Below are 25,597 nucleotides of genomic sequence, written 5' to 3' on the forward strand. Positions count from 1 at the left end.
TCACCTTAAGTCAGTGGCCGCTGATGGCTGCCTTGGAGTGATCCTCGGCGCCGCGCTTGAGCAGGCGGGTCAGGAGCGCACCGATGAGGCACATGCCGACGATGAACCAGAGTCCGGAGAGGGTGTTGCCGGTGGTTTCCTCCATAAAGCCCATGACGTACGGGCCAAGGAATCCGCCGAACAGCCCCACCGTGTTGACGAACGCGATACCGCCGGCCAGCGCCGCACCCGAGAGCCGGGTGGCGGGGTAGGTGAACAGGATCGGCTGCAGGGCGAAGAAATTGAACGCGGCCAGGCAGAACCCGATCAGGCCCAGGACGGGTCCGCTGATCGCTCCGAGCGTGAAGCCGGCGACGATGCCCACCATGGTGCAGGTGGCGATTAGTCGCGACCGGGAGGCGTTGGTGGCCAGGCGAGGCAGCAGCAAGGCACCGGCGGCGGAGAAAATCCACGGGATAGATGTGAGCAAACCGATCTGGATGCTGTTCAGTGCACCGTAGCTGCCGATGATCGACGGCAGGAAGAAGCTCAGGGCGTAAACCGCGATCTGGTGCGTGAAGTAGATGGCGACGACCAGCAGGATCTGCTTGTCCTTCAGCACATGGCGCAATTTTGAGTTGCCGGCCGCCCGGGCGCCGGCTTCTTCCTCGGCAGCGATGCGTGACTCAAGGTCTTCGGCCTCGGCACGGGTCAGGAACTTGGCGTCGGTCGGCTTGTCGGGCAGGAACTTCCAGACCACGAATGCCAGGGCACAGGCGGGCAGGCCCTCGATAATGAACATCCACTGCCAGCCGTGCAGTCCGCCGATACCGTCCATGGTCAGCAGCAGGCCGCCGAGCGGAGCGCCGACGATGTTGGCAATGGAGACGCCGAGCAGGAACATGCCGTTGGCTTTGGCTCGGTCCTTAACTGTGAACCACTGAGTCAAGAAGTAAATTACACCCGGGAAGAGTCCGGCTTCGGCCACCCCCAGCAGCATGCGGAGCAGGTAGAAGGACCATTCTCCCTGCACAAAAGCCATGCCCGCCGAGATCAGGCCCCAGGTAATCATGATGCGCATGATCCAGAAGCGGGCCCCTACCCTGTGCATGATCAGGTTGGAGGGAACCTCGGACAAGGCGTAGGTCAGGAAGAAGAGGCCGGCGCCAATGCCGTAGGCCGTGGCGGAGATGCCGAGGTCGATCTCGAGGCGGTCCTTGGCCATGCCGATGTTCGTGCGGTCCAAAAACGCCATCACGTAGGCGGCGATCAGCAGGGGCATGACGCGTCTGAAGATGATCTTGTTGATGACGGCGGGCGGCCTCTTTGCCGTAGCCTGCGAAGTAGTGGACATAGTCGTGTCTTTCCTGTCGAAGGGCGTGGTTGTATAGCCGGGCCTGGCCGGCTGGTTGGTCTGGGCTATGAGGATTAGGGCTTCGGTGGGGCTGTCGGCTGGCAGCCGCAAGTGCGCCCGATATGCAGGTGGTGTCTGCAGAATGTGTGGGTGAAGGCGTCGCCTGGATTCGTGATCTGGGCCAGCAGCAGCTCGAAGGACTTCTCTGCCATTTCTTGTACCGGCTGTACGATCGTGGTCAAGCCGATCAGGGCCGACCTGCTGTGCGGGAGCCCGTCACTGCCTACTACCGCAATGTCCTCGGGGATCCGCACACCGCGGGCGAGGGCATGCTCCATCACACCGATGGCGATCTCGTCAGACCCGCAGACGATGGCGCGGGGCGGGGTCGGGGAGGCCAAGAGCTTTTCGGCAGCGACCCTGCCGCCGTCGCGGTTGAGGCGGGTGCTGATTTTGCGCTCGCCGGTGATCGCGACTCCATGGTCTGCGGCGGTGGCGACAAATGCTTGTTCGCGGGCCAGCGAAGCGGTGGAAAAACGCGGGCCGATCACCGTAGCGATTTCTCGATACCCGTGGTCCAGGATGTGCTGCATGAGTTGGGAGGCGGCCGCGAAATCGTCGATGCCGACGAAGTCGCCCGGAAGGTGGTCGGATCGGCGCGACAGATAGATATAGGGGATGCGGCGCTGCCGGAGCGTGCGCAGCGCGCGTGAATCCTCCCGCAGCGTTGCGGCCGTGATGACGCCGTCCACGTTGCGTGCAGCCAAGGCCGAAGCTACCTGCGCCAAGGTGTCCGGTTTGTCCTGCGTGGTGGCTACGAATACTTCGAATCCTTCTTGGGCGGTTGCCGAGATGATCCCTTCCGCCCACCCCGTGTACATGTGGTTCACGATGTTGGGCAGGATCAGCCCGACGACCCGGTTCAGGTACGGGGCATCCCGGTGTTTCTTGGCGTCGTTACCGGGACGGAAACCGAGCTCGTTGGCGACGTTGATGATGTGCCGCCTTGTCTCCTGCGAGACCCCGCCCTTGCCATTCATGACATAACTGACGGTTGCCGCGGAGACACCGCAGGCGCGAGCTACCTCGGCCGCCGAGACGCGATGGGGGCGGACCGCAGTCGCAAGGGATGCACCGCTCATGGACGCCTCCTCTCTGTCGTCTTCGTCACGATCGAAGCTGTGATGACCATTACAGAGCACGGCGAAGCCTTAAGCAACGTTAAGTAAATAAGCTTGCGGCGGGTTGGCGGAATGTGTCCGCTAGCGTTACGAGGAGCGCGGCAGAAAGACTCCGCCGTGCAAAGCGATGACCGCGCCGATGAGCGCCCGCTGCCGCGCCGTCGTCGTGGCTTCGCGAGCATCGGTGGCCAGCAGCAGCGGCTACCTCGTCATCGAGCGGTGGGCTTCCGGCAGCGGGACCTTCTTCTCGCCCTTGAGCGCGCCGTCCATGGTTTCCTTCCAGACCGGGGCGGCGACTTCGGAGCCGGTCAGGTCGGTGTAGGTGTTGCCGTACGCCGTGAGGCGCGTGAGCGGGTATTCTGCGCCGCCGCGGGGATCGCCGAGCCAGACGGCGGCGGTGAGCTGGGGAGTGCCGCCGACAATCCAGTTGGCCGCGAAGTCATTGGTGGTTCCGGTCTTGGCGCCGGCTTCCCGGTTGCCGTCGAGTTCGAGGCGCGGTCCCAGGGTTCCCCTCGGGTTAAAGGGTTCCTTGAGTACGTCCGCGACGGTGTCCGCGACTTTCGGATCGATGGCGCGGTGGCAGCCGGGGTCTGGGACCGGCAGCTTTTCTTCGGTGCCGGTGCGGACTGCCTTGATGACCGTGACGGGGCGACACACCGTGCCGTCGCCCATGAAGGCGGCGTAGGCGTTGGCCATTTCCAGCGGGTTGACTTCGTAGGCGCCCAGGGCAATGGAACCTTCCCTGCCGCCAAGCTTCTCGGGGTCGATGGAGGTGATGCCCAGCGTATTGGCCATTTCAGCGGCCTTGACGACCCCGACGCGCTCGACGAGCTTGATGAAGTAGACGTTCACCGAGGCACGGATCGCCTGGTACGCATTGATGACTCCGTAGTCCTCGTTGTCGTAGTTGATGTAGCCGCCCTTCGGATTGTCCAGTTTCTTTGAGCGGTAGGGGCCGTCCGCCTTGAACTTTTGGGAGGTCGGGATGCCCTGCTCAAGTGCGGCGGCGAGCACGATCGGCTTCATGGCCGAACCGACTTGGAAGGCGTGCTTGGCGTAGACAACCTGTGTCTTGCCATCACCCTCGCCCCAGGCACGGTTCTGCGCGATGGCGACCACGTGCCCCTTGCCCGGCCGGACGATCGCGGTCCCCAGGGCCGCGCGGTTGTCGTTGCCGAGCGCGCGCTTGACTGCCTTCTGGGCCGCGTCGGCGGCCTTGCGGTCCAGCGCCGTCGTCAGTGTCAGCCCGCCCAGGTAGAAACGCTCCTGCCGGGCGTCGGCCGTCTTGCCGAAGGCCGGGTTGCCCAGGAATTCTTCGCGGACCACCTCGCAGTAGAACGGATACTTGGAGCCGCCGCAGCTGGACGGCATGGAGCCGCGCTTCACACCCAGAGGGGCCTCGCGGACGGTCTGTGCCTCGCGGGCCGACAGGACGCCCTCCTTTTCCAGCACCTGGAGCACGGTGTTCCGCCGCGCGCTGGCCGCGTCCGGCTGGGTGAACGGGTCGTAGGTGACCGGCGCCTTGAGCAGGCCGACCAACAGGGCGGACTGCGCGTGGTCGAGCTTCGCCGCCGTCGTGCTGAAGTACACACGGGCGGCGGCCTCCACGCCGTAGGCCCGGTTGCCGAAATAGACGGCGTTCAGGTAGCGCGTGAGGATCTCGTCCTTGGACAGCTGCTTTTCCAGAGCGACGGCATACTTCATCTCGCGGAGCTTGGCGTTATAGGTATCGCCGACGGCGACCTTGTCTTCCTCTTCATTGCGGGCATGGTTAACCAGGATGTTCTGAACCAGTTGCTGGGTAATGGTGGATGCTCCCTGGACGTTTTCGCTGGTGACGTTGTTGATCAGCGCGCGGGTGATGCCGAGGGGATCGACTCCGCGGTGCTCGTAGAAGCGGGCATCCTCCGTGTTGATCAGGGTCTCCTCAAAGGCCTCCGACACCCGGTCCAGCTCGACGTCGATCCGGTTCTCGCTGTAGAGCCGGGCGAATTCCTTGCCGTCCTTGTCCAGCAGGACGGTGTGCTGCGGCAGCGGCCGCTCCACCGGCAGATCGGTCGGCAGCTCTTGCCACATGTCCAGGACCGAATTGCCGACGGCGGACACGCCCACCGCCGCGGGTGCGACGATCGCCCCGGCCCCCAAGGCCGCGACGGCAACGCTCACCAGCCACAGGTCGAGGCGCCGACGCCGGAGCTTCTTCTTCGGACGACGGGCAGACGCCATCAGTTCGTCGAAGTCGACCTGTTGAAACCTGTTTCGTCGAAAGGGCCACATGATGCGTTATGCGGGAAATCCAAGTGACGGATGCATCCGCGCGCAGCCTCCAGGCGGGGCGTTGGGGAGCATTTCCTGACGATGGATCCCACACCCCTCCTTCCCCGCAGTGGAGCAGTAGAGAAAATCGTAGAAGCTCAAAACCCCCTTCGGTAGAGGCCGGCCTACCCTGTTTTGACCAGGGGAGGGGCGCCAGCGTGGAGAGCTGCTGCAGGATGGGCGAGGCGCCGGATAGGGTGGCCACGAACAGCCATTTCCTGACCGAAGGAGAAACATGCAACGCGACGTGCAGGCCGGTTTCGTGGACCAACAGACCGCGGGCGGGCGCCCAGCCGCGGTGGCCACCGTGCAGATCGACAACGACCGGGTGACCGTCACGGAGTGGCGGTTTCCTCCCGGCGCGGAAACCGGTTGGCATGTGCATCCCGTGGACTATGTCGTGGTCCCCATGAGCACCGGTACCCTGGCCCTGGAGACCAGCGAGGGGGCGTCGGCCAGCCAGCTGACGGCCGGCGTTTCCTACACGCGCAAGGCGGGCAGCGAACACAACGTTGTCAACGAGTCCGACGACGACTTTGTGTTCGTCGAGATCGAGCTCAAGTAGGCGGTTGGCGGTAGCCCGGCCGACGGCGGGTCAGCCGGTGGCCACCTGTGCGTCGATGAGGATCGGGCCGTTGGCGGCAAGCGCCTTTTGGTAGGCGGCCTCGAATTCTTCGCGGGTGGTGGTGCGTTCGGCGGGGACGCCGTAGCCCTCGACGATGGAGACGAAATCGATGCCGCCGAGCTTGAGTCCGGGGACGTCGGGCACGCCCATGCGTTGGGCGAAGCCGGCGAGGGCGCCGTAGCCGGAGTTGTTGACGATGACGAACACGGTCCGGGTCTGCCGGCGGGCGGCGGTGTAGAGGGCGGTGATGCCGTAGTTGGCGGAGCCGTCACCCACGGTCGCGACGATGGTTTTCTCCGGGGCGCCCAGCGACATGCCCACGGCCGCGGGCAGGCCGAAGCCCAGCCCGCCCGACGCCGGGAAGTGGTACATGCCCGGGCGGTCGATGGCGATGCGTTCGAGGTAGTCCAGGTCCAGCGTGGTGGTCTCGTTGACGTAGGCGACGGTGTCGTTGACGTGGGTGTTGAGGACTTCGAGGATTTCGGTGCCGGTCATGCCGTCCGGGGAGGTCTTGGCCGCCGGCAGCTCCCGGGTGCCCGGTTCGCCGCGCCGCCGGCCGCGGTCCTTCACGCCCTGGGCCAGGGTCTTGACCGCCCCTGCCACGTCGGCGACGACGGACCGGCCGAATGGTGCCCGGGTGGCCTCGCGCGGGTCCTGGGTGAGGTGGATGACGCGGGTTCCTTCTTCGAGATAATTGCTGGGTTCCCAGCGGTGGTACCGGAAGAGGGCGGCGCCGAGGACGAGCACGACGTCGTGGCCGGCGAGCCGGTCGCGCACGGACTGGATGTTCGGGACAATGACGCCCTCGAAGTTCGGGTGGGTGGTCGGAAACGGGCCCCGCGAGGGAGAGGGCGCGACGTAGACGGAGGCATCGGCCTTCTCCGCCAGGGCCACGACGGCGTCGAACACGCTGGGATCCTCGACGGCGGCGGCGTCTACCTGCGGGCCGACGACCAGGGCCGGGTTCTTGGCGCCGTCGATCGCGGCGATCAGTTCCCGGGCCAGGTCCTCGGTGAGGCCGCCGGCGGTGGCGACCGAGCGGTCGGTGAGCAGGGCGTCGTCGTCGAGGGCGGGCTCGGCCCAGTCATCGAGGGGAACCGAGACGTAGACCGGTCCGCGGGGCTGGGCGCAGGTTTCGAACACGGCCTGGGACAGGGTGCGCGGCACGTCGGCGGCGGCCAGCGGCTCGTGCGAGTACTTGACCAGCGGTGCCGGCAGGGCCGCGGCGTCGGCGCTGGCGAGCATCACTTCCTGGCCGACGGTGCGGCGGACCTGCTGGCCGGCGAGGATGACCATCGGGATGTGCCCGCAGTGGGCGTTGGTCAGCGCGCCCATGGCGTTGCCCGACCCAGAGGCGGCATGCAGGTTCAACAGTGCCGGCCGGCCCGTGGCACGGGCATAGCCCTCGGCCATGCCCACGACCACCTGCTCGTGCAATCCGAGGACGAAGTCGAAGTCCCCGCCCAGGCCGGCGAGGAACGGAAGCTCGTTCGACCCGGGATTGCCGAAAATCGTGGTCATCCCGTGTGCGCGGAACATTTCCAGCGTCGCCTCGAGAACCGTCTTCTTCTTGCCCGTCACTCGTCTGCTCCTCCAACGTCGCGAACCCTGCGGTCGGTACCGTGGACGGCTCCGCCGGCCCGACGTCGTGCCCTTGGACGCAGCCTATGTGCAGCGAATCACTAAATCCAACAGTCGCCGGCTTTCCGAAAGCCTGCCATTCGGCAGCGCCGGTAACGTAGGGACGCGCGGCAACGCGACGGCCCGGACGCGATAGCGTGGACCCATGATGGTCCGGGCGGTTCGGACCCGAAAGGAGCAGCATCGTGTCCATCGTCGTCATCAACGCGCTCAAGGTCCCCGAAGGCTCGGGCACCGAATTGGAGGCGCGCTTCTCCGCACGCAAGCACGCCGTCGACTCTGCACCGGGGTTCGAAGGCTTCCAGTTGCTGCGTCCGGTCGCCGGTGAAGACCGCTACTTCGTGTACACCCAGTGGGCCACGCGTGAGGACTTCGAGAACTGGCGCGACAACCGCGCTCCACGGGATCACGGCTCGAAGACCCCGGTGGCCAGTGGGTCGGAGCTGCTCGAGTTTGAGGTCGTCGAGCTCGCCGACTGACAACCCCGACTGGCAACAGAGTCACGGCTTGGGGCCGGACTTGCGGTGGGGTGAAACCCAGGCTGCCCGATTGGAGCTTCGGAACCCACCCGGTGTCCGCTGGGAGCTCCTTCCGGGAGAGGATCTCCTAGCGGTGGCGCAACCGGAACAAACCGGTGAGACCGCCGAGGACGAGGAGGCCCGCGGCCAGGGACGCCAGCACACCGGGCGGCAAGGCCCCGTAAGCCAGCCCAAAACCGGCGGAGCCCAGCGCCTGTCCAATGGCCAGCGCGATGAAGAGCCACGAAGTCCCCGCTCCGGCACCGCCGGGCCACACGCTGCGCGCCCAGAGGATGAGCACGCCGGACAGGCTCATGTAGCCGGCACCGAATACGGCCATGCCGGCATAGGCCACCCAAGCGCTGCCGGTGGCTGCTGATACCGACACCCCTGCAGTGGCGATGGCCAGGACAATGGCGAAAAAGGACCACGCTGCCTGCATTCCCATGCGCCGGACCAGGGCCCCGGTGAGTATGCCGAGGACCCCGCCCAGGCCCAAGGCGATCCACAGCCATCCGACCCGAGCGGCAGCCACGGAACCGGCATCCGTAACCAGCGATGGTCCAAACGTCCAGATCAAGGCCGAGCCGGCGCCCGCAATGACCGCGGCCCCGGCGGGGACGATGAGAAGATGCCACGGGCCACGACGTTCGGGGATCGAGGCTGGCGCGGAGGCCGGGCGGGCAGAGGCGCCAAGATCCGCCCGTGCCCGGACGGGATACCACGCCGCGATCGCCGTCGCCGCGCACAACAGCGCCATGAGCACCCATGCCCAGCGAATCGAAGTGACCACTGAGGCGACTATGCCGGCTCCCACGACGCCGACAGCGGTTCCGGAGTTCACCAGGGACTGTGCCGTCGCACTGGTGCGGCGTGCCACGAGCGCGTCAATAACCGGCACCAATGCCGGTGAGGCGAAGCCCCCGCCCATGCCGCCGACGAACACAGCCGCCACGAACGTGCCCGGGGATGAGGCAACGGCCACTCCCAGGCAGCCGAGGGCAGCAGTGCCTCCGGCGAGGATGAGACCGGCCCGAGGCGCGCGGTCGACGAAGCGGGCGGCCGCCACGGCAGCCACCGAATAGGAGGTGAACTGCGCGCCCGCAGCCCATCCCAGTACCCCGGTAAGTTCCGGCCGCTGCGCGGCCAAGAGCGGGGCGAAGAGGCCGACCCCGAACCGTGCCATGCCGTAGGTGGCCGCGATCAACAGCATTCCGGCCAGCGCCACGCTGAGGCCGGAGCCTGCTCGGCGACCCGCCGCGGTCCTGCCCATGCCGGGCACCTCCACCCATAACGCCCGTTACGCCATAACGAGCGTTACACTAGCCCCATGCCTGACCTCCTGACTACCCGCGACCGCATCATGAATGCCGCCGAGATGCACTTCTTCCAAGAAGGCATCGCCGTCACGGGGGTGGATCGCGTTGCCGCATCGGCCGGGGTGGCGATCGTGACCCTGTACAAGCACTTCGGTTCCAAGGACAACCTCCTGCGCGAAGTGCTCTCCCGCCGGCTCGAGGCCTGGAGCCAACACTGGGACGACGCCGTAGCGGCCGCTGCGTCCGCGGAGGAACGGCTACTCGCGGTTTTTGACGCCGTCGAGTCCTTCCGTGCGGCAGCAAACCCGACCCAGTGGTGCAGTTTCCTGGCCACCGCCTCGGAACGGCCAACACCCAAGGACGGTGAGGCCGACCCGGTCTTCGCACTGATCCGCCAGGACACGCAGATGGTTACCGAGCGGCTGGCGCGGCTGGCGCAGGAAGCGGGCTCCCCCGACCCTGACGCGCTGGCTTCAGCGCTGCTGTTGCTTTACAACGGCGTCCTGGGCAGCCTGCTGCGGGGAGCTCCGGCCGCTCCGGTGAGGCATGCGCGCAACGTCGCGCGCATGATCATCGAGTCGGGGTTAGGCCAGGAGCAACCCGCCCGGTCATAGGGGCAAGCTTCCGTTATCGTTAGGGCATGCCCGAGATGCCGGAAGTGCAGGGACTCGTCGACTTCCTGCGGCTGAAGCTCATCCCGCCCGACGCCCCGCCGGCCCAGGTGGCCAAGGTGGAGGTGCTGTCCTTCTCCGTGTTGAAAACGGCTGACGTGCCGCCGGAGCTGATGGGCGCCGAGCCGGTGTCCGCGGTCTCGCGCCGCGGGAAGTTCATCGTCATCACCGCGGGGCAGACGCACCTGGTGATGCATCTGGCCAAGGCCGGGTGGCTCCGCTGGTCGGATGCGCTGAAGCGCGAACCCCTGCGGCCGGGCAAGGGCCCCATTGCGCTGCGCGTGCGGTTCGCCGCCGCCGACGGCGCCGGTCAGCCCGGGTTCGACCTGACCGAAGCCGGCACCAAGAAATCACTGGCCGCCTACGTGGTCAAGGACCCGATGGATGTCCCGGGCATCGCCCGCCTCGGACCCGACGCGCTCGACGTCGACCACGCGGCGTTCGCGCGGATGCTCGCCTCCCACTCGGGACAGATCAAGGGACTGCTGCGGGACCAGTCGGCGATCGCGGGCATCGGGAACGCCTACAGCGACGAGATCCTGCACGCGGCGAAGCTCTCGCCGTTCGCCAACGCCTCGAAGCTGGACGCCGAGGACGTGGAGCGCTTGTTTTGGGCGATGCACCAGGTGCTCGAGTCGGCGATCGCCCACGCCTCCGGCCGACCGGCCAGTGAGCTGAAGGATTCCAAGCGCAAGGCCATGCGCGTGCACGCCCGAACCGGGGAGCCCTGCCCGGTGTGCGGGGACACGGTCCGGGAAGTGTCGTTCGCCGATTCCTCGCTGCAGTACTGTCCCAGCTGCCAGACGGGCGGGAAGCTGCTGGCGGACCGGCGGATGTCCAAATTTTTGAAGTGAGCTGAAAGCAGCGGGTGGCGGAAGCAGTGTTTGCTTCCGCCACCCGCTGGCGTCTTGGCGACCGCCGGCGCCGACTATCTCCTCAGGGGGAAGGCAGTCGCCGAACCACCGATCAGGCGTGCGCCGCGCCGGCGCCGGCCGCCGCCGTCGTTGTTTCCGCCGTCCGGCTGCCGCGGATGAGGTCCGCGCAGCGTTCGCCGATCATCATCACGGTCAGGTTCGGGTTGACGGTCACGTGCTCGGGCATGACCGACGCGTCGGCGACGCGCAGGCCGGTGACGCCCTTGACCCGCAGCTCGGAGTCCAGCGGCGACATGGCGTCGTCGTCCGGCCCCATGCGCACGGTGCCGACCGGGTGGTAGACGGTGTTGTGCGTCTTGCGGATGTAGTCCTGCAGCTCTTCGTCCGTCTGCGCCTCGACGCCCGGCGACAGCTCCCGGCCGGCCCACTCCGCCATCGCCGGCTGCGCGGCGATCTCGCGGGCCTTGCGGATGCCGGCGACCATCACGCGCATGTCGTGGCCCTCGGGGTCGGTGAAGTACCGGGGATCGACCATGGGCTTGTCACGGAAGTCGCGGCTGCGCAGCCGGACGGTGCCGCGGGAGCGGGCATGCGTGACGTTCGGGGTCAGGCTGAAGCCGTTCTCCGTGGTGGGGTAGCCGTGCCGCAGGGTGTTCATGTCGAACGGCACCGAGCCGTAGTGCATCATCAGGTCCGGGCGGTCCAGGCCCTCCTCGGTGGGCGTGAAGATGCCGATCTCCCACCACTGGGTGGATTCGTTGACCATCGGCTGCTTCGCCTCGAACTGGACCACGCCCTCGGGGTGGTCCTGCAGGTGCTCGCCGACGCCGGGGGAGTCGACCACCACGTCGATGCCGTGCTCGGCGAGGTGGGCGGCCGGCCCGATGCCGGAGAGCATCAGCAGCTTCGGCGAATCGATGGCGCCGGTGGACAGCACCACCTCGCGCCGTGCGGACAGCGTGTGCGTGCGGCCGAAGGCGTTGTCCACGATGTCCACGCCGGTGCAGCGCTTGTCCGCGTCGAACACCAGCTGGCGGGCGCGCAGCCCGGTCAGCAGGGTGAAGTTCTCCCGCTCGATGATCGGGTGGATGTAGGACACCGAGCTGGAGGAGCGGGTGCCGTCCGCCCGGCGGTTGATCTGGAAGAAGTTGGCGCCGTTGACCACGGTGGTTCCGTCGTTGAACCTGGCCCGCGGGATGCCGGCCTGTTCGCAGGCATCCAGCAGTGCGACGCCGGTCGGGTCCACTGGCGGGACGTTCATGACGTGCACGGGGCCGGAGTCGCCGTGATGCGGGGCGTCCGGGCCGGCGTCCTCGTTGGTCTCCAGCCGCTGGTACAGCGGGTAGGCGGCCTCGGCGTTCCAGCCGGTGACGCCGTGCTTGGACTCCCACTCGTCCAGGTCCTCCCGCGGGGCCCAGAAGGCGATGCAGGAGTTGTGGCTGGAGCAGCCGCCCATGACCTTCGCGCGCGAGTGGCGCATGAAGGAGTTGCCGTTCTCCTGCGGCTCGATCGGGTAGTCCCAGTCGTAGCCGGATTCGAGCAGCTCCATCCAGCGGTCCAGCTGCAGGACCTCGGGCACGCCGCGGTCGTCCGGGCCGGCCTCCACCAGCGCCACGGACACCGCGGGGTCTTCGCTCAGGCGGGCGGCGACGGCGGCGCCGGCGGATCCCCCGCCGACGACGATGTAGTCGAAGTCCCGGTCGACGAGGTTCTCGACGTTGTCGATGTGCATCAGTTCTCCTTGCCGTGGTCAGCGAACCAGCCGGTCACCTGCGGGCTGGTGTTCTGGTAGATGTGCTTAGCTTCCTGGTACTCGGCCAAGCCGGTGGGGCCGAGCTCGCGGCCGACGCCGGACTGGCCGAAGCCGCCCCATTCGGCCTGCGGGAGGTAGGGGTGGAAGTCGTTGATCCAGATTGTGCCGTGGCGCAGTCGGCCGGCCACGCGCTGGGCCTTGCCGGCGTCCTGGGTCCAGACGGCTCCGGCCAGGCCGTAGATCGTGTCGTTGGCGGTGGCCACTGCCTCCTCCTCGTCACGGAACGTCTCCACGGTCACCACCGGGCCGAAGGCTTCGTCCACGACCACGGACATCCCCCGCTCCACGCGGTCCAGGACGGTGGGCAGGTAGTAGAAACCGTCGTCGTACTCGGGGCCCTCGGGGGCGGCGCCGCCGCAGCGCAGCCGCGCGCCCTCCTCCACGCCGCGCTTCACGTAGGCGTCCACCTTCTCCCGGTGTGCCGCCGAAATCAGCGGCCCGGTTTCCGCGGCCTCGTCGAACGGGCCGCCCAGGCGGATGCCCTCGGCGCGGCGGACGAGTTCGTCCACGAAGCGCTCGGCGATCGACTCCTCGACCAGCAGGCGGGCGCCGGCGGAGCAGACCTGCCCGGAGTGGACGAAGGCCGCGTTCAGCGCGTTGTCGACGGCGGCGTCGAAGTCGGCGTCGGCGAACACCACGTTCGGGTTCTTGCCGCCGAGTTCCAGCGCCACCTTCTTCACGGTGCCGGCGGCGGCCGCCGCCACTACCTTGCCGGTCACCAGGCCGCCGGTGAAGGAGACAAGGTCGACGTCGGGGTGTTCGGAGAGCGGTGCGCCAGCCTCCGCGCCGGGGCCGGTGACCAGGTTCGCGACGCCGTCGGGCAGGCCCAGGTCCTTGAGCAGTTCCATGGTCAAGATGGCCGTGGACGGGGTGAGCTCGGCGGGCTTGAGCACGAAGGTGCAGCCGGCGGCCAGCGCGGGCGCGATCTTCCACGCGGCCTGCAGCAGCGGGTAGTTCCAGGGCGTGATCATGCCGCAGACGCCCACCGGCTCGTAGACAATCCGGCTAACGACGGCGGGGTCCCCGGCGTCGACCACGCGGCCCGCCTCCTGCGAGGCGATCTTGCCGAAGTACTCGAAGGAGGCGGCGATGTCGTCCATGTCCATGCGGCTTTCGACGATCCGCTTGCCGGTGTCCAGCGATTCGGCGCGGGCGAACTCCTCGCGGCGCTCGCGGAGGCCGGCGGCCACCTTGAGCAGGAAGTCGCCCCGCTCGGGCGCCGGGACGGCGGCCCAGACGCCGGAGTCGAAGGCGGCGCGGGCGGCGGCAATGGCCCGTTCGGTGTCGGCCCGGCCGGCCTCGGACACGGTGGCGACGACCCGGCCGTCGGCCGGATTGCGGATCTCGCGCACCGCGCCGTCGGCGGCCGGCTCCCAGGCGCCGTTGATAAACAGGGTGGAGGCTGTGGTGGTCATGGTGTCTCCTTCGAAAGTGCAGCGACGGGTTCTGGGACGGCGGCGACGGGTTCGTCGACGGTGTCGTAATCGGTTTCCCAGTCCGCCTTGGGCGGGACGTTTTCGGCGGCGGTGCTGTAGGGCAGCGTCGCGCGGTGCTGGTGCAGGAACTCGAGGTGCACCTCGTAGTGGTCCAGCACGTCGGCGATGACCTCGTCCTTGCTGTACCCCATGAGGTCGTAGCCGTGGCTGCCCTCGAGCGAGAACACCTCGATCCGGTAGTACTTGCCGCCGGCGGCGGACGAGCGCGCATAGGACGGGACGTCGTTCTGCACCGGATAGATCTGGTACTTGAAGGTGCGTTCGCCGTCGAGCTCCACGCAGAGGTCGGCGGTGTCGATCCCGAAGGCGTCGACGGTGCTGGTCTTCAGCGTGGCCTCCAGCCCGCGGGCGGCGAGGTCGGTGCGGACGTCGTTGAGCGCGGGCATGGCGACCTCGGCCACGAAGCGCTGGGCCTGCCGGCGGCCCGGGTAGTTCATGGCCCGGGCCAGGCGCTGGCGCCAACCGCGGCGGCCGTCCGCCCCGTGCGGCACGTTGGTGCGTGAGTTCAGCACGGAGTGCAGGCCGGCCTGGTAGCTGTCGGCCAAGGCTTTCTCCAGCCGCAGCGCCTTGTAGAGGCCGAGCATGATGAAGACCAGCACCACCGAGAACGGCAGGCCCATGATGACGGTGGCGCTCTGCAGCGTGGGCACCCCGCCCACCAGCAGCATGGCCAGGGTCAGCAGGCCGGTGGCGACGGACCAGAAGACGCGCAGCCACTTGGGGCCGTCGGAATCGGCGTCCTTGAGGTAGGAGGTGAAGTTGCTCATCACCAGGGCACCCGAGTCGGCGCTGGTGACGTAGAACAGCAGCCCGGTGAAGGTGGCGATCGCGGCGCTGAGCGGGGCCATGGGGTACTGCTCCAGCAGCCCGTAGAAGGCCCGTTCCGGCTGGCTCATGGCCACCTCGCCGAACGCGGCGTTGCCGCCCATCACGATCTCGAGGGCGCTGTTGCCGAAGATCGAGATCCACAGCAGGATGAAGGCAAACGGCACCACCAGCACCCCGACGACGAACTCGCGCAGCGTGCGTCCGCGCGAGATGCGCGCCAGGAAGAGGCCCACGAACGGCGCCCAGGCGATCCACCAGGCCCAGAAGAACAGCGTCCAGCCGTTCAGCCACTCGTCGGGCCGGTCGTAGGCGAAGGTGTCCAGCGCCATGGACGGGAAGCGGGAGAGCGTGTCGCCGATGTTGGTCACGATCCCGTCCAGCAGGAACCGGGTGGAGCCGGTGATCAGGATAAAGACCATCAGGGAGATGGCCAGGACGACGTTGAGCTCGGACAGCCGGCGGATGCCCTTCTCGATCCCGGTCAGCACCGAGATGGTTGCCATCAGCACCGCGACGGCGATGAGGGCGATCTGCACCACCGTGTTCTCGGGAATGCCGAACTGGAAGCTCAGGCCGTAGTTGAGCTGGGCGACGCCGATGCCCAGGCTGGTGGCAATGCCGAAGATGGTGCCGAGCATGGCCGCAATATCGACGGCGTGGCCCACCGGGCCGTGGATCCGCTTGCCGAGGATCGGGTAGAGCGCCGAGCGGATGCTCAGCGGCAGGTTGTGCCGGAACGCGAAGTAGCCCAGCGCCAGCCCCATCAGGGCGTAGAGGCCCCAGCCGAGGATGCCGTAGTGGAACAGGGTCCAGACCACGGCCTGCCGGGCGGCCTCCACGGTGGAGCCGTCGCCCGTCGGCGGTGCCAGGTACTGCGTCACCGGCTCCGCGACCGAGAAGAACATCAGGTCGATACCGATGCCCGCGGCGAAGAGCATCGCGGTCCAGGTGAAGAGGTTGAAGGTCGGGCGCGAGTGGTCGGGCCCGAGCCGGGTCTTGCCCACCCGGGAGACGGCCACGAACAGGACGAACGCCAGGACCGCGACGACGATCAGCGAGTACCACCAGCCGAAGGTCTCGCCCACCCAGGCGACGGCGGTGCCGATCACCGCATCGGCCGACTCGCGGTCCAGGATGGCCCACAGCGCGATGCCGAGGACGCCCGCCGCGGAGCCGATGAAGACGGTCCAGTTCACCCGCGTCCGTGGCTCGACGGTGGGGCCGGCGGGGGACTCCGGCGGAGCCGTTCCGGGGACGGGGCGCTTACTGTCTTCGCCGTCGAGCTTAGGCTCGTCGGTCTCGGGCGGCGTACTCATATCGGTCTCGTACCTCACATCGTAGGAATGCTGGTCGCGGTCTCGCTGTTGTCTTGGCCGGGTGAGGGCAACTCTCGACGCTAGCAAGAGCAGGAATTTACCCGCATGCGCGCGTATAGCACATGAACCAAGTGAGGAGGATCACCTCATGAAGTGACGAGGTTCACGTCGATTGCCCCGCGTGTTCTGTTTACGGGCGGTCAGTGGGGCGCCACCAGAAGGGGATGCGTCAGGCGCCGTCGTCGTAGTACTGGCTGTTCATCCCGAACTCCGGGTCTTGTTCGGAGCGGATCATGCGGTGGTCTTCGGGGTGGTCCAGGCAGGGGCTGGTGAAGGAGAGGACGACGGCGCCCACGCCGCCGGCAACGTGGTGGGCGGCGGTGGCGCCGAGATCGCCGTTGCGGAAGTAGAGGGTGCGTACGTCGCCGGTTTCGGCGGTCGCCTCGTTCTTTTGCTCCCAGCCGTGCGCGGTGAGGTAGCCGGCGGCGGCGTCGAGGGCGGCGTTGGCCTGGTCCGCGTCCGCGACCTTGCCGGTGGCCCGGGCGATCCAGGCGGTCTGGGTCTGCGGCCGCTCGTCTTCCGGGCGCAGGCAGGTTTGTTCGCGCAGCAGGTTGATTTTCAGGTCGGCGGCGGCGGACGTCTCGGCGATCGCCTGGGGGAGCAGCTGCTCGAGCTGGCGGCCGTAGTCCTGCGACGTCGGTTGTATCTCCTGCGGCTGGTTCTCCTGCGGCATGGCGCAGCCTCCTAGAATGACGGCGGAAAGGGCGGCAGTCGCGGTGAGGGCGGCGGCGAAGCCGGGGCGCCGCCGTCGTTCTTCGCCGCGCGGGCGGGCCGGGCGGTGCCAGGGAAAGTGAGCCCGCATATTCATTTCTCCAGACTTTCGACCGTCACGGTTTCAAGGTTGCCATATGCGTAGTCCTCGGGATTCTGCTCGAGCGGACTGGTGATCAGCGGGCCGTAGGGGGAGTAGGTCTGTTGGATCCGGTCCGGAACGAACGGGCTGACGCTCGTGCCTTCGACGACGCCCTGAATGTTGGTGGCCGAGGTGGAGCCCGGCCAGAAGTAGTCCGTGTGCCCGTCCATCAGCGAGCCCGGGTCCTCCGGCTTCAGGAAGCCGGTCTCGAGCCGGACCGGGTCCATGGCGGTGGGGCTGCCGCCGCGCCAGAACGACGCTCCGTGGTAGCCGCCGCCGAGAATCTGGGCCGCGCTGATCGGGTCGTCTCGGGTCTGCAGCCAGTAGCGGTGGGCGTCGGGGTTGGCGGTGTCCGCGGGGCTGCCCACGTTGTGCCCGGTGCCGGCCGGCGCGACGTAGACGATGTTGGTGGAATCCAGGCCCTCGCGTTCGGCGGTGCCCAGCAGCGAGCCGCCGGCGCTGTAGCCGATGTACGTGGTGCGGGCGTCGGGCCGGGTCTCCAGGTCGAGGGCGTGGTCGAAGGCGGCCAGCAGGGGTCCGCCCCGCTCGTTGAACGAGGTGGTGATGTTGTCGGGGACCTCATCCGGCAGGTCGGTTCCCTGCCAGTAGAAGGAGACGGTGCCGGCGGGCGGTTCTCCGTTCACGGCGTCGAGCCGGCGCGAGTAGGCCTCCAGCTGGCCCAGGTCCGCGCCGGTGCCCGGGACCAGGGCGGCGACCGTCCTGGTGCCCGGCGTCAGGGTGCCGTTCATGGTGACGATCCGGCCGTCGCCGTCCAGGCTGACCAGGACAACCTGGGAGCGATGGCCGACGGCGTAGTCCAGCCCCGTCCTGAGCGTTGCCAGCCGGTCGTGTTCGGACTGCCACGTTTCGAGGTCGGCGGTGTACTGCCGGTAGGCCCGCTGGTAGACCATCCGCGGGTGGCCCTGCTGATTGCCAGCGGCCGCGAGGTAGTCGCTGAGGTCGGGCTGCGGGCCCAACTGTGCCTGTCGGGTCGCCACGGTTTCGCGGTAGCCGGCGGCGGTGACGGTGTTGGCCCGGATCCGGCCGGCGAAGGGGATGCCGTTCAGGCTTCCGAACACCGCGGGGTAGAGCAGCAGCAGCCGTTCCTGATCGGTCGGCGCCAGGGTGAGCCAAGCCTCGCGGATTCCCGCGATCCCGCCCTCGGTCAGCGCGGCGTCGCCGGCCATCGCCTCCGCCATGACGGCCTCGGCCGAGCCGGGCATCCGCCACACAGGCAGCTTGTTGGCGGCCAGCAGGGCGGCGCCCTCGGGGTTGGCCGCCGCCCAGGCCCGCAGTTCCTCGTCGGTGAGCCCGGTCAGGGACGGCAGGTACGACTGCGGCGTCAGCGGGCCGAACCGCTCGTCGAGCCCGCTGGTGAAGCGGGCCCACGGCGGGGAGGACGGAGGAGCAGCGGCGGCCAGCAGCGGGGTGGGCGGCAGCGAGTCGACGGTTCCGCCGCCGATGGCCCGCAGGGCCGCGGCGGTCTCCGCGGCCAGCGCCTGCCAGTCCGCCCGCAGGGAGCGGACGCGTCCGTTGAAGGCCTCCGCCCGCTGCTCCGCTTGGTCCGCCTCATCCCCCTCCTGCGATTCCGCGCCGTTCAGCTCCCGGGCCAGGCCGGGGCGTGCCGCCGCGAGTTCTTCGGCTTCCGCCTGCAGCGCCCGGCCCGAGGAGACAAAGGCCGTGACGGCTTCCCGGGCAGCGGCCAGCGCCGCAGTCCATTCCCGCAAGGGACCGTCCAGCTCGTCCAGGGCGGAATGGACCTCCAGTTCGGTCTCCGGTTGCTGATATGCGACGCTCAGCCCGGCCCAGGCGGCACCGGCATCGACCAGGTAGTTTGCGGCGGACGCCGCGCGCAGGGACATCTCCCGGACCGCATCGCCGAGCTGGTCCCAGGGGACGTTGATCTCCGGGACGCTGCCCAGCCGCACCGTCACGGCTCCGGCACCGGCCCGAAGCCGCGCGGGGTGAGGACGGCCGAGCGGCCGGCGTTCAAAGACTCGGCGAAAGCGGCGGCGGCGCCGGACATCCGCCCGTCCGCGTCGATGAAGAGCTCGGCGGTTTCGGCGACCACCCGGGACTTATTGTACACGAGGCCGGCAATCCGGTGGCCCACGTCCCGGCGCGGCGACCAGAACCCCGCGAACGCGTCGGCCACTTCCGTGGCGCTGCCGAACGACGACGACGCCTCGTCGCCTGCCGCCGCCGTGTCGCCTGCCGCCTTGTCCAGCGACTGGCCGTCCGCGGCCACGTCCACCAAAACCATGTGGAGCTGCCTCGGATTGATCCGCCAGCTGCCCATCCGCCCGCCCTCCCGTTTAACCGTTTGCTCACACTGTCCCATGCGGGAATGCGGAACTGAATGGGGACGACTCCCCATGGTTTATCGATTTGGCACTCGCGGCGGCTCCACGGCATGACACCTCTGGCCCCCGGCGCGGGGCGGGGACATACTGGGGCTCCTTGCTGAACGTGAACGGGGGAGGTTGCATGGAACGTCCGGAACAGTGGGGGGCCGCCAGCCGGCCGGCTGGACCCGAAACCCTGTATTCGCCGTTCATGGAATTCGATCCGGGCCGGCTGTCGTGGCGGAACCAGCCCGCGCCCGCGGAGCGCATCGGCCGCGGCTACAACGGCCTTCGCGTTCTGGTCGTCGTCGTCCTATTACTGATCGGTTTCGGACAGTCATTGGTGCTCATCTCGATGCTGGCCGGCGCCGCCTTAGGCGATGCTCCCCCTCAGTGGCCGGTCGCCGTCGTCCTGGCGGCAGCCTGTTTCCTGGGCCTTGGCGCGATTGGCAGGCACTGGGGCGTTGCGGCGTCGAAAAAGGTCGCCCGGCAACTGGTCTTCGGCCAGGGCGGCGCGGCCCTATCGGGCGGTTGGTCCCGGTTCCGGCGCGAGGACATCGCGAAGGGCGCGGAAGGCGAGCGGTGGACGGCGCAGGCGCTGGAGACTCTGCTGGCCATCCCCGGGACCAGGATCTTCCACGGGCTGCGGTTCCCGGGCAGCCACGTGGCGGACATCGACCACGCCGTCATCAACGGGGACCGGGTGGTCTATATCGACTCGAAGTTCTGGAAACCCGGGCAATACCAGTGGATCGACCGGGAGACGCTGGCCTCCGTCCATCCGCGCGGGTTCAGGCGGCGGATTATTCACATGGACGTTGTGCAGACCGACCCGCGCACGGCCAGGGTTGCGGCCGAGGTCGCCTGCCACGTCATTGCCCATCCGAACGCGCCGGGGCCGATCACGTTCACGCCGGAGCACCAGATTTCTCCCACCGGCATCCCCATCACGGGGGTGCAGGCCGGCGTCGACGGCATCGGCCACTGGCTGCTGCAGGGGCAGAAGGCGGGAACCGTCAACCGCTACGCGCTGGCGAAGCTGCTGGCCATGCAGAAGAAAGCACCGGCCGGTGCCGGTACCCGCCGGACCGGCCGCGGACACCGGCGCTGATCTTCCACCGGCGGGGGGCGCGTGGACAGGCGCCTGTCGAGACGGCGAACGACGGCCGCCGCGCTGCCTGCGACCGGACAGGATGCCCGGGCAGGACCAGCTGCGGCGGCCGTCGTGTTGTGGCTGGAGAGGTTTAGTTGTCGCTGACCGTGAAGCGGGTCTGCCGGTGCGCGGGCTTTTCGATCTCGTCCAGGATGGCCACGGCCATCGTGCCGGTCGTGGTGTGTGATTCGCCGTCGCCGGCATAGAGGAGCCTGTCGCTACCCAGCACCGGGGCGGTGGCGTCGCCGGGCGTGAACAGCGCCGAGGGGGACACCCCGACCCAGTCGACGTCCTTGACACCGCGCAGGTATTCGAGTTCCTTCAGCTGGTTCTCCGGGATGGAGATCCACGCCTCGGCGCCGGGGATGTTGCGGATGTCCTCGACGAACAGGTGGTCGTCGTCGCCGGTAGTCAGGCTGCCGGCGCCAAGGATGAAGACCAGGCGGGGAGTGCTTTCCCCGGCGAGCTCAACCAGCGAGCGGGCCAGATCAACGTGCCGGTAGGCCTCGTGCGGAGCAGTGCCGAAGGCATTGACGACGACGTCGAAGGCGGCGAGGTCGTCGGCGTCGAGGGAGAAGGCGTCGCGTTCCAGCACTGCGGCGTCCGTGCCCAGGACGTCCGCGGCCTTGGCGGCGCTCCGGACGATGGCTGTTGTCTGGTGGCCGCGTTTGGCCGACTCGTGGAAGAGGGCGCGTCCGGCGTTGCCCGTGGCTCCGATGATTCCGATCTTCATGCTGTCCTTACGTTGGCGTGCTGTCTTTCAAAAGGCTTGGCCTCTGCTTGGTGCAATCGATTGAAGCATCAACTTATTCCGCGCGGTGTGCCGCCGAGGTGCGAGAACCGCCTAGCGCGAGCGCCGCCGGAGCGACGGACCGCCGATCCGCGGCCCGCCGTCGTCGTCGTTAAGCGGGCAGGTGCGGGTACTCTTCCGAGCGGTTCTGGAAGGCGAGAACCGCCGGGTTGGCGATGACGCCGTCGCGGATTTCGATGGCCCGGCTGATGGTGTCGTCCTCGAGCCAGCTGCCGGGTCCGCTCATCACGGTGCGCAGGAATGGAATCAGGGCGGTGCTGATCTCCCAGGTCGCGGAATTCCACAGGTACGACGGCGTGTGGTCCACGGCGTAGTAGCTCACGTGGTCGCCGACCTGGAAGGTGGGTTCGGCGAAGGTCGTCATCTTCGCCCAGCTGAAGCCCATGCCTTCGTCGCAGGAGACATCGACGATCAGGCTGCCCGGCCGGAAGCCGTCCAGGTCCGCCTCGTCGAGGTAGATCAGCGGGTTGTTGGGGTCCTGCAGCGTGCAATTGACCACGATGTCCCGCTCCGCGAGGAACGGAGCCAGCGGCACCCGTCCGTCGTCGTCGGTGATGACGTGGCTGAGATGCGGGGCGGTGGCGTCCTGGTCGAACTGGGTAATCCGTGCGGAGTGGATCGGGGAGCCGACGGCGGCCGCCGCGCGGTTGGTCAGGACCTGGACGTCGTGGATGCCGTGCGCGTTCAGCGCGGTGACCGCGCCGCGTGCGGTGGCGCCGAAACCAATGACGACGGCAGTGAGCGGGCGGCCGTAGTCGCCGGTGGACCCTGCCAGTTCCAGCGCATGCAGCACCGAACAGTAGCCGGCCATCTCGTTGTTCTTATGGAAGACGTGAAGGGCGAATCTGCCGTCCGCGGCCCAATGGTTCATGGCTTCGAAGGCGATCAGCGTCAGCCGCTTGTCGATGGCCAGCTGGGTGATGGCACGATCCTGTACGCAGTGCGGCCAGCCCCAGAGGATCTGGCCGTCACGGAGTTCGGCAAGGTCTTCCGGCTGCGGCTTTGGCAGCACCACCACGTCCGCTGCTGCGATGAGTTCTTCGCGCGGCGCGATCCGTCCCACCAGTTGTTCCAGGTGCGCGTCGGAAACGCCGAAGCGCTCGCCGTAGCCCCGTTCGAGGATGATCCGCTCGCGGAGGTCGGCGTCGAGGCGCTCGATGTGCGCAGGATAAAGTGCCAGCCTGCGCTCATCGGGCTTGCGCGTCGTTGCCAGGACTCCGAGCGAGAGCAGAGTCAAAAGCCTCAGCGCTTCTTGATGGAGGTCAGGGTCTCCGAGGCTGCGGCGCCGGCGGCCTTGGCCTTCTTGTCGCTGCGCTTTTCCTTGATGGACTTGCCCGATTTCTTTGAAGCGGTCTGTCGGGGAGATTTGTCGGCCATGAGTGCCTCCTTGGCGCCAGCAAGATTGCTGCGCTCTAACGGGAACAAAGATTTTGTTCCGTACCCTTGACCATACGCCATTCCGCGTCAGGCGGGCGCTTTGATGGCCCTCGGTGGTGCACGTTGTCGCACGTCAGCGGGAATATGCGCCGTCGGAGGGCAGCCCTGCATCCTGGTCCCATCGACAGCGGCCGAAAACGCCGAAACGGGCCGATAAAGTCGTCGTCCTGTCGGATATAGGCCGTTTTCGACGCCGGTGCCTTTGAATTAGGACCTGGCGAGGGCCGTGAGGCTTGGATCACCAGGGCACAGGGGCCTAAAGCATCAGAGCCCGGCGAGGCGTGGAACACCCGGCCCCCTGGGCCTTGGAGCACCTGAGCGCCCGCGATTGAAACACCACTACGCTGGATCTCAGACGTGAGTAACCGGGAGGGTGGATGTCCGAGACGACGATAACCGAGGTGATGGCCGAGCTGGCCGCGCTTGAGGACCCGAAGGTGCGCGAAGCGAATGAGAAGCGCGGCGACGACCACGGCGTGAACCTTGGCAAGCTGCGCGCGGTCGCCAAGCGGTTGAAAACCCAGCAGGATTTGGCGCGCGGGCTGTGGGCCACGGGCAACACGGCGGCCCGGCTGCTGGCCCTGCTGGTCTGCCGGCCGAAGGATTTTGGACGCGACGAACTGGACGCCATGCTGCGCGAGGCTCGCGCCCCCAAGGTGCACGACTGGCTGGTGAACTACGTGGTCAAGAAGAGTCCGCACGCCGAGGAGCTCCGCGTGGCTTGGACCGGCGACGCGGAGCCGGTGGTGGCCAGCGCGGGGTGGGCGCTGACCACGGAACGGGTGGCGAAAAAGCCCGAGGGCCTGGACCTCGAGGGACTCCTGGACACCGTCGAGGCGGAGATGAAGGACGCGCCGAACCGCCTGCAGTGGGCGATGAACCACACCCTCGCCCAGATCGGCATCGAGCACGCCGAGCACCGCGCCCGCGCGATCGACATTGGCGAACGCCTCGGGGTGCTCAAGGACTACCCGACGCCGCCGAACTGCACGTCCCCGTATGCACCTATTTGGATCAACGAGATGGTCAACAGGCGGGCGAAAGCCTGAGCGCTCGTTAGCGGCGCCGTTGGGGAAAACCCGCACCGGAGTCGCCCCCTCAGCGGGTCTTAGGCGGCTACGGCGACTCAAGGGTCAGCCGCCGTCGCCTACAGCACCTTCGCCAAGAACGCCTTCGTCCTCTCCATCTGCGGGTTGGCGAGCACATCAGCCGGCGCCCCGGATTCGACGATGGTCCCGGCGTCGAAGAAATGAACGATATCGGCAACCTCACGTGCGAAACCCATCTCGTGGGTGACCACCACCATGGTCATGCCTGCACGGGCGAGTGCCTTCATCGCCTCAAGGACTTCCTCGACCAACTCCGGATCCAGTGCGGAAGTGGGTTCGTCGAAGAGCATGATTTCGGGGTCCATGGCCAGAGCGCGCGCAATCGCCACGCGCTGTTGCTGTCCGCCGGAAAGCTGGTGCGGGCGTTTCTGTGAATGGTCGGCCAGGCCCACCTTTGCCAGTTCAGCCAATGCCCGGGTGCGGGCGGCGGACTTGGAGACGCCTCGGACCTCGGTCAGCGCGCAGGCGACGTTTTCCTCGGCAGTCAGGTGTCCGAAGAGGTTGAAACGCTGGAAGACCATTCCTATGCGCGAGCGGAACGCGGCGAACTGCTTGGGGGTCCACTCGTAGTAGCGTCCATTCCGGTACTCGTACCCGACGTGCCGCCCGTGGACCAGCAGCGTGCCGTCGTCATACGCCTCCAGCGCATTCAGGCAGCGCAGGAAGGTGGACTTGCCCGAGCCGGAGGGCCCGACGATGCAGTTGACCTCGCCGGCGGCGACGGTGAAGTCCACGCCGGTGAGCACCTGGTGGGCGCCGAAGGACTTGGTGACGCCGTGCGATTCCACGTGCAGCTTGTGCGCCCGCGCCGTGGAGGCGGTACCGCCGGCGGCCGTCGCGGGGGATGACGCGGAGACAGGTTCGCCGGCGCGGGGTGCAGGGGAGGCGGAAAGGCTATTGGGTTCGGTAGTCATGGGAGATCCTTTCCGGCCGTGGCGACATCATCCGCCGCGCGCGGTTCCGCCGTCGTTCTCTTGGCCGTGACAGTCTTGAGCAGGAAGCCCGGCCTGCGGACCAAGCGCACGGCGTCGGCTCCGAAACGGGCCTCGAGCTTGGACTGGAAGAAGGTTGCGATCGCGGTCATGACCATGTACCAGAGCGACGCAACGATCAGCAGTTCCATGATCAGGTTGTTTTGCTTGTAAATCTGGCTGGCGTTGGTCATCAGGTCGTTGCCCGCGACTACGTAGACCAGCGACGTGGTCTTGAGCATGGAGATGAACTCGTTGCCGGTGGGCGGGATGATGATGCGCAGCGCCTGCGGCAGCACGATCTTGCGCATCCGTTTGCCGGGGGTCATGCCTAGCGCGTACGCGGCCTCGCTTTGGCCGGCGTCGACGGCTTGGATGCCGGCGCGCACCGTTTCAGCGAAGTACGCCGCAAGGTTCAGCCCTAGCCCGAGCAACGCCGCGTTGAACCCGGTCATCACGTCATTGGTGTTCCACATGTAGCCGATGTTGGTGAACGGGATCTGGATGATCAGCGAAGGGAACAGGAAGGCCAGGTTGTACCAGAAGATCAGCTGCACCAGCACGGGGGTGCCGCGGAAGAACCAGATGTACAGCGTGGATAGCCAGTTCAGCACCGGGTTGTGCGAGAGCTTCATGACCGCCAGCATGACGCCGAGGACCAGACCGAGCACCGTGGCGAGCACGGAGATCATCAGGGTGACCCAGATCCCGTCGATAATCTTGGGGAAGAAGAGGTACTCGGCGACCTTGCCCCAGCGGATGTTGGGGTTGGTGGCCAGCGTGAAGGCCAGCCAGGCGAAGACCACCACGGCCAGCGCCCCCAAAATCCACCGCTCGGGGTGGCGGAGCGGGACCACGGTTACGGGGGTGCCGTCGGGCCCACTCAGCTGCCTGGGCCGATTGCTGCGTCGGAGCGCTTGGCTCAT

At 67.6% G+C, this 25,597-nt stretch carries 22 protein-coding genes; 6 read left to right on the forward strand and 16 right to left on the reverse strand.

From position 1 onward, the window contains the following. Positions 1-10: 10 nt before the first annotated feature. The 3 genes from AC5RVZ_RS25360 to AC5RVZ_RS25370 form a co-directional block, all read right to left on the reverse strand. Positions 11-1,444: an MFS transporter gene (locus AC5RVZ_RS25360; RefSeq protein ID WP_494068395.1), complete on the reverse strand. Its 1,434-nt coding sequence runs from the start codon at positions 1,442-1,444 to the stop codon at positions 11-13. Next, positions 1,408-2,475, reverse strand: a complete 1,068-nt coding sequence (locus AC5RVZ_RS25365; RefSeq protein WP_494068396.1) for a LacI family DNA-binding transcriptional regulator — start codon at positions 2,473-2,475, stop codon at positions 1,408-1,410. The genes AC5RVZ_RS25360 and AC5RVZ_RS25365 overlap by 37 nt, the downstream gene beginning before the upstream one ends. Positions 2,476-2,715: 240 nt before the next feature. Next, positions 2,716-4,740 (reverse strand): transglycosylase domain-containing protein, encoded by a 2,025-nt coding sequence (locus AC5RVZ_RS25370; RefSeq protein WP_494068397.1) that lies wholly within the window; start codon positions 4,738-4,740, stop codon positions 2,716-2,718. 325 nt (positions 4,741-5,065) lie between these two features. Here AC5RVZ_RS25370 and AC5RVZ_RS25375 point away from each other — a divergent pair, with 325 nt between their 5' ends. Continuing rightward, positions 5,066-5,395: a cupin domain-containing protein gene (locus AC5RVZ_RS25375; protein ID WP_494068398.1), complete on the forward strand. Its 330-nt coding sequence runs from the start codon at positions 5,066-5,068 to the stop codon at positions 5,393-5,395. Between the two features lie 30 nt (positions 5,396-5,425). On the opposite strand, the gene mdlC is transcribed toward AC5RVZ_RS25375, so the two are convergent. Then, entirely contained in the window at positions 5,426-7,036 is a 1,611-nt protein-coding gene (mdlC, locus tag AC5RVZ_RS25380) for a benzoylformate decarboxylase (RefSeq protein ID WP_494068399.1), read from the reverse strand. 245 nt (positions 7,037-7,281) lie between these two features. Here mdlC and AC5RVZ_RS25385 point away from each other — a divergent pair, with 245 nt between their 5' ends. Next, positions 7,282-7,575, forward strand: a complete 294-nt coding sequence (locus AC5RVZ_RS25385) for an antibiotic biosynthesis monooxygenase family protein (RefSeq protein ID WP_494068400.1) — start codon at positions 7,282-7,284, stop codon at positions 7,573-7,575. Between the two features lie 127 nt (positions 7,576-7,702). On the opposite strand, the gene AC5RVZ_RS25390 is transcribed toward AC5RVZ_RS25385, so the two are convergent. Then, positions 7,703-8,887 (reverse strand): MFS transporter, encoded by a 1,185-nt coding sequence (locus AC5RVZ_RS25390; RefSeq protein ID WP_494068401.1) that lies wholly within the window; start codon positions 8,885-8,887, stop codon positions 7,703-7,705. A gap of 57 nt (positions 8,888-8,944) precedes the next feature. Here AC5RVZ_RS25390 and AC5RVZ_RS25395 point away from each other — a divergent pair, with 57 nt between their 5' ends. Together AC5RVZ_RS25395 and AC5RVZ_RS25400 are read left to right on the forward strand one after the other, a co-directional pair. Then, positions 8,945-9,547, forward strand: a complete 603-nt coding sequence (locus tag AC5RVZ_RS25395) for a TetR/AcrR family transcriptional regulator (protein WP_494068402.1) — start codon at positions 8,945-8,947, stop codon at positions 9,545-9,547. A gap of 26 nt (positions 9,548-9,573) precedes the next feature. Beyond that, positions 9,574-10,458 (forward strand): DNA-formamidopyrimidine glycosylase family protein, encoded by an 885-nt coding sequence (locus AC5RVZ_RS25400; protein ID WP_494068403.1) that lies wholly within the window; start codon positions 9,574-9,576, stop codon positions 10,456-10,458. 112 nt (positions 10,459-10,570) lie between these two features. Here the strand turns inward: AC5RVZ_RS25400 and AC5RVZ_RS25405 are convergent, their stop codons facing one another. The 6 genes from AC5RVZ_RS25405 to AC5RVZ_RS25430 all read right to left on the reverse strand — a co-directional run bounded on the left by AC5RVZ_RS25405 (position 10,571) and on the right by AC5RVZ_RS25430 (position 19,108). Beyond that, positions 10,571-12,211, reverse strand: a complete 1,641-nt coding sequence (locus AC5RVZ_RS25405) for a GMC family oxidoreductase (protein WP_494068404.1) — start codon at positions 12,209-12,211, stop codon at positions 10,571-10,573. Further along, the gene (locus AC5RVZ_RS25410) at positions 12,211-13,707 is read right to left on the reverse strand and encodes an aldehyde dehydrogenase family protein (RefSeq protein ID WP_494068405.1); all 1,497 of its coding nucleotides are present in this window, start codon (positions 13,705-13,707) and stop codon (positions 12,211-12,213) included. Before AC5RVZ_RS25410 ends, AC5RVZ_RS25405 begins: the two co-directional genes overlap by 1 nt. Continuing rightward, a complete protein-coding gene (betT, locus tag AC5RVZ_RS25415; RefSeq protein ID WP_494068406.1) occupies positions 13,704-15,932 on the reverse strand; it encodes a choline BCCT transporter BetT in 2,229 nt (742 codons plus the stop codon). The genes AC5RVZ_RS25410 and betT overlap by 4 nt, the downstream gene beginning before the upstream one ends. Before the next feature lie 229 nt (positions 15,933-16,161). Then, positions 16,162-16,665 carry a hypothetical protein gene (locus AC5RVZ_RS25420; protein ID WP_494068407.1) on the reverse strand — a complete coding sequence of 168 codons (504 nt, stop codon included), beginning with the start codon at positions 16,663-16,665 and terminating at the stop codon, positions 16,162-16,164. Positions 16,666-16,796: 131 nt separating this feature from the next. After that, positions 16,797-18,779 carry an alpha/beta hydrolase gene (locus AC5RVZ_RS25425; protein WP_494068408.1) on the reverse strand — a complete coding sequence of 661 codons (1,983 nt, stop codon included), beginning with the start codon at positions 18,777-18,779 and terminating at the stop codon, positions 16,797-16,799. Beyond that, entirely contained in the window at positions 18,776-19,108 is a 333-nt protein-coding gene (locus AC5RVZ_RS25430; protein ID WP_494068409.1) for a hypothetical protein, read from the reverse strand. The genes AC5RVZ_RS25425 and AC5RVZ_RS25430 overlap by 4 nt, the downstream gene beginning before the upstream one ends. Before the next feature lie 293 nt (positions 19,109-19,401). On the opposite strand from AC5RVZ_RS25430, the gene AC5RVZ_RS25435 reads away from it, so the two are divergent. Next, positions 19,402-20,301: a nuclease-related domain-containing protein gene (locus tag AC5RVZ_RS25435; RefSeq protein WP_494068410.1), complete on the forward strand. Its 900-nt coding sequence runs from the start codon at positions 19,402-19,404 to the stop codon at positions 20,299-20,301. Between the two features lie 133 nt (positions 20,302-20,434). Here the strand turns inward: AC5RVZ_RS25435 and AC5RVZ_RS25440 are convergent, their stop codons facing one another. The 3 genes from AC5RVZ_RS25440 to AC5RVZ_RS25450 form a co-directional block, all read right to left on the reverse strand. After that, the gene (locus AC5RVZ_RS25440; RefSeq protein WP_494068411.1) at positions 20,435-21,076 is read right to left on the reverse strand and encodes an NAD(P)-dependent oxidoreductase; all 642 of its coding nucleotides are present in this window, start codon (positions 21,074-21,076) and stop codon (positions 20,435-20,437) included. Positions 21,077-21,245: 169 nt separating this feature from the next. Beyond that, complete coding sequence (locus AC5RVZ_RS25445) at positions 21,246-22,391, reverse strand: N(5)-(carboxyethyl)ornithine synthase (RefSeq protein WP_494068412.1); 1,146 nt, start codon at positions 22,389-22,391, stop codon at positions 21,246-21,248. A 5-nt stretch (positions 22,392-22,396) separates the two neighbouring features. Then, complete coding sequence (locus tag AC5RVZ_RS25450) at positions 22,397-22,531, reverse strand: hypothetical protein (RefSeq protein WP_493988910.1); 135 nt, start codon at positions 22,529-22,531, stop codon at positions 22,397-22,399. Between the two features lie 437 nt (positions 22,532-22,968). On the opposite strand from AC5RVZ_RS25450, the gene AC5RVZ_RS25455 reads away from it, so the two are divergent. After that, complete coding sequence (locus AC5RVZ_RS25455; protein ID WP_494068413.1) at positions 22,969-23,640, forward strand: DNA alkylation repair protein; 672 nt, start codon at positions 22,969-22,971, stop codon at positions 23,638-23,640. A gap of 98 nt (positions 23,641-23,738) precedes the next feature. On the opposite strand, the gene AC5RVZ_RS25460 is transcribed toward AC5RVZ_RS25455, so the two are convergent. Further along, complete coding sequence (locus AC5RVZ_RS25460; RefSeq protein WP_494068414.1) at positions 23,739-24,614, reverse strand: amino acid ABC transporter ATP-binding protein; 876 nt, start codon at positions 24,612-24,614, stop codon at positions 23,739-23,741. Then, on the reverse strand, positions 24,611-25,597 hold the full coding sequence (locus AC5RVZ_RS25465) for an amino acid ABC transporter permease (protein ID WP_494068415.1): 987 nt from the start codon (positions 25,595-25,597) through the stop codon (positions 24,611-24,613). Before AC5RVZ_RS25465 ends, AC5RVZ_RS25460 begins: the two co-directional genes overlap by 4 nt.

The organism is Arthrobacter sp. Cza30 (assembly GCF_059090765.1).